Annotated in this window: 5 protein-coding genes; all 5 read right to left on the bottom strand. The window is 32.7% G+C overall.

Translation table 11 applies throughout. The annotated features are described in order from the left end of the window. Positions 1-215: 215 nt before the first annotated feature. Positions 216-587 carry a hypothetical protein gene (locus Q0945_RS15595; protein ID WP_299436455.1) on the bottom strand — a complete coding sequence of 124 codons (372 nt, stop codon included), beginning with the start codon at positions 585-587 and terminating at the stop codon, positions 216-218. Between the two features lie 345 nt (positions 588-932). After that, positions 933-1,505: a hypothetical protein gene (locus tag Q0945_RS15590; RefSeq protein WP_299436452.1), complete on the bottom strand. Its 573-nt coding sequence runs from the start codon at positions 1,503-1,505 to the stop codon at positions 933-935. Positions 1,506-1,649: 144 nt separating this feature from the next. Next, on the bottom strand, positions 1,650-2,663 hold the full coding sequence (locus tag Q0945_RS15585) for a BsuBI/PstI family type II restriction endonuclease (RefSeq protein ID WP_299436449.1): 1,014 nt from the start codon (positions 2,661-2,663) through the stop codon (positions 1,650-1,652). Then, positions 2,638-3,663 (bottom strand): DNA cytosine methyltransferase, encoded by a 1,026-nt coding sequence (locus tag Q0945_RS15580; RefSeq protein ID WP_299436446.1) that lies wholly within the window; start codon positions 3,661-3,663, stop codon positions 2,638-2,640. The genes Q0945_RS15585 and Q0945_RS15580 overlap by 26 nt, the downstream gene beginning before the upstream one ends. Before the next feature lie 248 nt (positions 3,664-3,911). Then, positions 3,912-4,631 (bottom strand): hypothetical protein (locus Q0945_RS15575; protein ID WP_299436443.1); only part of this gene is annotated, 720 nt, incomplete at its 5' end.

Genomic DNA, 4,631 nt, shown 5'->3' with positions numbered 1-4,631 from the left:
GTAATTTTTCATTTAAAAAGTCAGCCACGAGAATTTTAATACTGCCGAAATTTTGATGTCGCACCATTAAAAGTAACGGTCTCGTATAACCGTCAGTTACGGGTTAATATGCGTTAATTTTCGGTTTGGCACTGACACTCGCAATTCCGAGTGGATTCGGACGTAGTCGAATCCGCCGTAATTGCGGTTATACATTGTTGGCAATAGTATTTTTTTTATTCAGTCAGATTTTTGTTTATAGATTTCAGAGTGTCAATTTTCGGCAATTCTGTAATGTCTGATTCACCGTCTATTGAGTAAAATTCCAATTCAGTCGGCATTTGGTCAGTTCCGAACAGAGAAATCCCAACTAATTCTCCGTTTTGACCTTTTCCTGTGTAATCTATTATTAAGTTTCCTTTTTGAATTTCCGAGTCAAATGTTTTTCCAAACATTATAGTCGGACATTTTCCGCAACCACATCTCGCAATAACTTTCAGATTTCCGATTAAATTAGTCCATTCCGATTTTTCTTTTCCAAACAGATAAGTCAGAAATTCTATTTCAGATTTTGTCAATTCTCTTTTATCTGGAATGCTGTATTTCATTCAGAAAGCAATTTTTTTCCTTTTGTAATCCATATTATTGGACCAATAATTCCAATCATTGAAATCAGAATCCAAGTTGTTTTGTCTCCTTTAAATTTTTTTGTCAAAATCAGATAGATTGCTCTAAAAGTTGTTATTACTGACCAAAAGGCTATGATGATAAATATTAGTATTAAAACTGGTTTCATTGGGTTGTTTTATATTATTGCCAACGTCTTGGCTATGATTTCGTTGCGTGTTTAAGTACTAAAGTTAGCAAATAAATCACAGATAGAAAGTCCGCGAGGACTTTCGTAAGTAGGCTATTACCAGCAATGAATTATACACATTGTTGTAAACAGTTTTTTAAGCAACCCATCGCCTTTCATATTCCAACATTTTCCATTTTCCGTTTATTTTTTCTAAATGGAAAATTCCGCCACTTCCGCAAAGTCCGCCACAAATATAAGAACCATAAACAATAGCTCTTTTTCGGTCAGTTGAAATTAGCGGAAATGAAATATATGCCACAGGTTTTCTTTTATTCTTTTTTAATTTAGTTTTTGTGTAACGTCTTATTCGTTTATTGTCTTTTTTATCTATAATCGTAATTGCTGGAAAAAATTCTACTTTTATCTTTTCAATTTTTACGGTTACAGAATCGTCATACATTTCAGCCGTTTTTATTTCCCAATTTGGGTCAATTCCATTTGAGTCCAATTCGGTTCCGTATCTATCGTGAATTTCGGAATCTTTTCTGCTTTTTACTCCATCAAGAGCTGATAATAGTTCTTCATTCCGAAATCTGTTATTTACAATAATTGTATCCGATTGATATTCCGCAATTACCAATTCAATTATTTCAGTCAAATCCTTTTCGGTTTGCGAAAAAGAGACCGTAAAAGTCAAAACTAATATGGCTGTCAGGATTTTTTTCAAATTGTTTACAACGGTCTTGTATATGAAAAGTAGCGGATTTTTAGCACTAACTTTTCAGTTTATAACTGACCATTATTTCATTATTTATCTTTCGTTTAAGCACTAAAATAGCTATTTTTTATATACGTTGTTGTGCCTAGTGCTTTATTCTTTATATGGTCCAAGAAATTTGTCTCCGTTGAAATGTACCATATGGTCGGGATTGTCAGCAATCCAAACTTCGGTTTCCCAAGCTATTTCTGCTATAAACTTTCGAAACTTTGGTCTGTCCAAAAAAGCAGTCACATAGACAATATCGGCGGTACATTTTTCAGTTAACTTTGCAAGTTGAAGAAGCCTTAATTCACTTATAGGACCAGAAGAATGTACAGCCTCTATCAGGTAGAGCCAGTTTTTTTCTTTTGAATAAGCAATAACATCAGGTAATTCTTCGTGAGATATGTCAAAGAATTTTAATTCTTTGAGCTTTTTTTCTTCCAAATAAAGATATTTATCAGAAGTATCTCCAACATATAGGACTTGAGCACCAAACCCATATCTAGGTAAGAAGTCTTCAATAATAGCTTTCTGTAAATCGTTATGTTCGCCAGAAGAAAATTGAATTTTCCCTCCTGAAGGTAATGTGACCTTAACCTTTTTTAATTCTCGTTCTCTTTTTAGCTTTTGGTTTAAAGGTTCTACTCCCTTAAGTTTATCTTTGACTTTTTGCTCCCAGCCTTTAGAACCATAATCCTTAACAAGGTTAGCATAAAGAGGATTAATTGAATATCCTCGTGTTGAGTCGTTTGTTGCAGAATTAGGACTTGAGCGTAATACTACTTCTGCTACAGTCAATAATTTTAAATCCTTTCTTCTGATATCATCATAAGAACCTGAACTAATTTTTTCTTTGAAATTCTTATTTACATAATCTATTACATCCCTAGTTTTGAGAGAAAAATTATCTTTCAAATCTTTAATGTTTTTTAAATCAGAAATAGTTTTAACATCTCCACAAGCCAAAAATGATATAGCCATTCGCTCCAATCTTCTTGGTGTAGTATCTAAAGGAATACCAAAACAATCTAAAATATATAGCGTATTATTAATCAGTTCCTGAACCTGTTTGGTTTTTTCTTTAAATGTTTTTGATTTATCTGGACTGATATATTGCTTCATTTTCGAATAGTTTAAATTGCTCGTTTTCTGTAATTAAATAAGATAAATCGTTTGTCAAATAATCCTTGATGCTAGAAGCTAAATGATAGGCAAAATTTGGTGCAACTGCATTTCCGATTTGATTGTATTGATGAGTTTCTGTTCCAATAAATTCAAACCAATCTGGAAAACTTTGAAGTCTGGCACCTTCGCGAACAGTAATTCTTCGTCTTCTACCATCTTTTAATCTAACTCTATGCATATCTCCAGTTGCACCAGCTAAATTTCTACAGGTTAAAGTTCTTGCGGGTCTATCTAAATATAAATCTCTTGGATTTACACATTTTGATGCTTTCTCATATCTAGCAACATATTCATCCATTGACTTTGTAAAGAATTTTGAGTCTTCATCAAATTGAAACGCTAGTTCTCCTAAAGCTTCTCCTGCCGTAACTTTTCGATTTATTTTTTTAGGAAACCTATTTTTCTTTTTAGAACCTATAACAATTACTCTTTCTCTATTTTGTGGAACTTCATAATCTTTAGCATTTAATAAAGAATAACTAACATAATATCCTAATTTTTCAAGTTCTTCAATTACTTCTTTTAAGTACCATTTGTTTTTATACAGCATTCCACGAACATTCTCAAAAAGAAGAACTTCTGGGTCTAACTGTTTAACTGCTGATAAGAAAATTGGAAATCCGTCACGAGAATCTTTTAAACCGAGTTGTTTCCCACCAACGCTAAATGGTTGACAAGGTGGACCTCCGATAACTATATCTGCTTTTGGATAAATGGTTTCCGTTGTCAATTTTTGATTAAAGCATTCTCCGATTAAGTTTCTGTTGTATGTTTTTGTAGCATTCTCATCCATTTCATAGCCAATAGTTTTAAATCCATTAGCTTCAAAGCCTAGGGAAAGTCCACCACAACCAGCAAATAAATCGACTACTGTTTTATTCAAATCAGCGTCAATCCAAGGTTTTAGTTTAGTATTTATTTCTTCCCAATATTCCATTTTGTAAAGGTACAATTTTTCTGCCTGATTGTTTTTCCCGCATTAGGCACAACGGTTGGGCTAAGCGTAGTGCGGTAGTAAGGAAACCTTTCGTTTCCGTCTACGCACGAAGCTAAAGCTTATTGTTTAGTTTTATTTTTTCTTATTCAAAGCTAAATCCATAAGATTTAGCGACTTTACAAATATATACTGACCTTTCGTTTTGCCCTAAAGCCCGCATTACGTTTAGGCTTTGTTGTAAGCAGTATTTATTTCAGTTCCTGTTCTAAATTCAAAATCCATAAATCAGCGGTTAGACTCATATCTTGTTGTTCCGTTATACTGCGCATTGTTTTAAAGTCCGAAATAGCTTTGTTAAAATCGCCTTTTCTATGATTTAAAAATCCACGAACAAAATAGGACATCTCCATTTTTGGATTCATTTCAATAGAGGTGTTAATCGATTCAGTTGCCTTATCAAAATCTCCATTTAGAATTTCCAATTCAGACAGTTGTACGTACCTGCCCGCTTTATTTTCTACGGAATCAATTAAGTTTAGCAATGAGTCTTTTCTTTTACTAAGATTTTCTTTATTCCTTTTGGAATATCTGCCAAGAAGTACTTTATTGAAATCCTTTTGATACTTTGGACAAGTTTGAATTAACTCTTTCATCATATCAAACAGATGATTCTTTTCAAAATCTACTAAGTCCTCTTTTTTGGCTTTTTCCTTCTCCTTATTTATGGCAGTATTAAATTCAGTTAAACAACTGCTTAGTGTTGCATCAAATCCGACAAATTCGGACTGAGAGTAACAATTACAAATATCTTCTAAAGAGTACAAAGCCTTATTTTTTTCTTTACAACCACAAAGAATTAAAAGGCAAATTGTAAAAAGGAATTTTGATTTGTGTATTATACTGAAATAGGTTGACCTTTTTTTTTGTCTTTTTTGTCCGTTCAAAAGATTTTTTTCAGCCGTTTGGAA

It is taken from the genome of uncultured Maribacter sp., assembly GCF_947500405.1.
In the GTDB taxonomy this organism is placed as follows: Bacteria; Bacteroidota; Bacteroidia; order Flavobacteriales; family Flavobacteriaceae; genus Maribacter_B.
The sequence above is the reverse complement of the archived record's forward strand: the minus strand, read 5'-3'. Positions and strand labels throughout refer to the sequence as shown.

Excerpts from the sequence above, each read along its gene's own strand:
- Q0945_RS15595 (WP_299436455.1), bottom strand. The coding sequence starts at position 587 with ATGAAATACAGCATTCCAGATAAAAGAGAATTGACAAAATCTGAAATA.
- Q0945_RS15585 (WP_299436449.1), bottom strand. The coding sequence starts at position 2,663 with ATGAAGCAATATATCAGTCCAGATAAATCAAAAACATTTAAAGAAAAA.
- Q0945_RS15580 (WP_299436446.1), bottom strand. The coding sequence starts at position 3,663 with ATGGAATATTGGGAAGAAATAAATACTAAACTAAAACCTTGGATTGAC.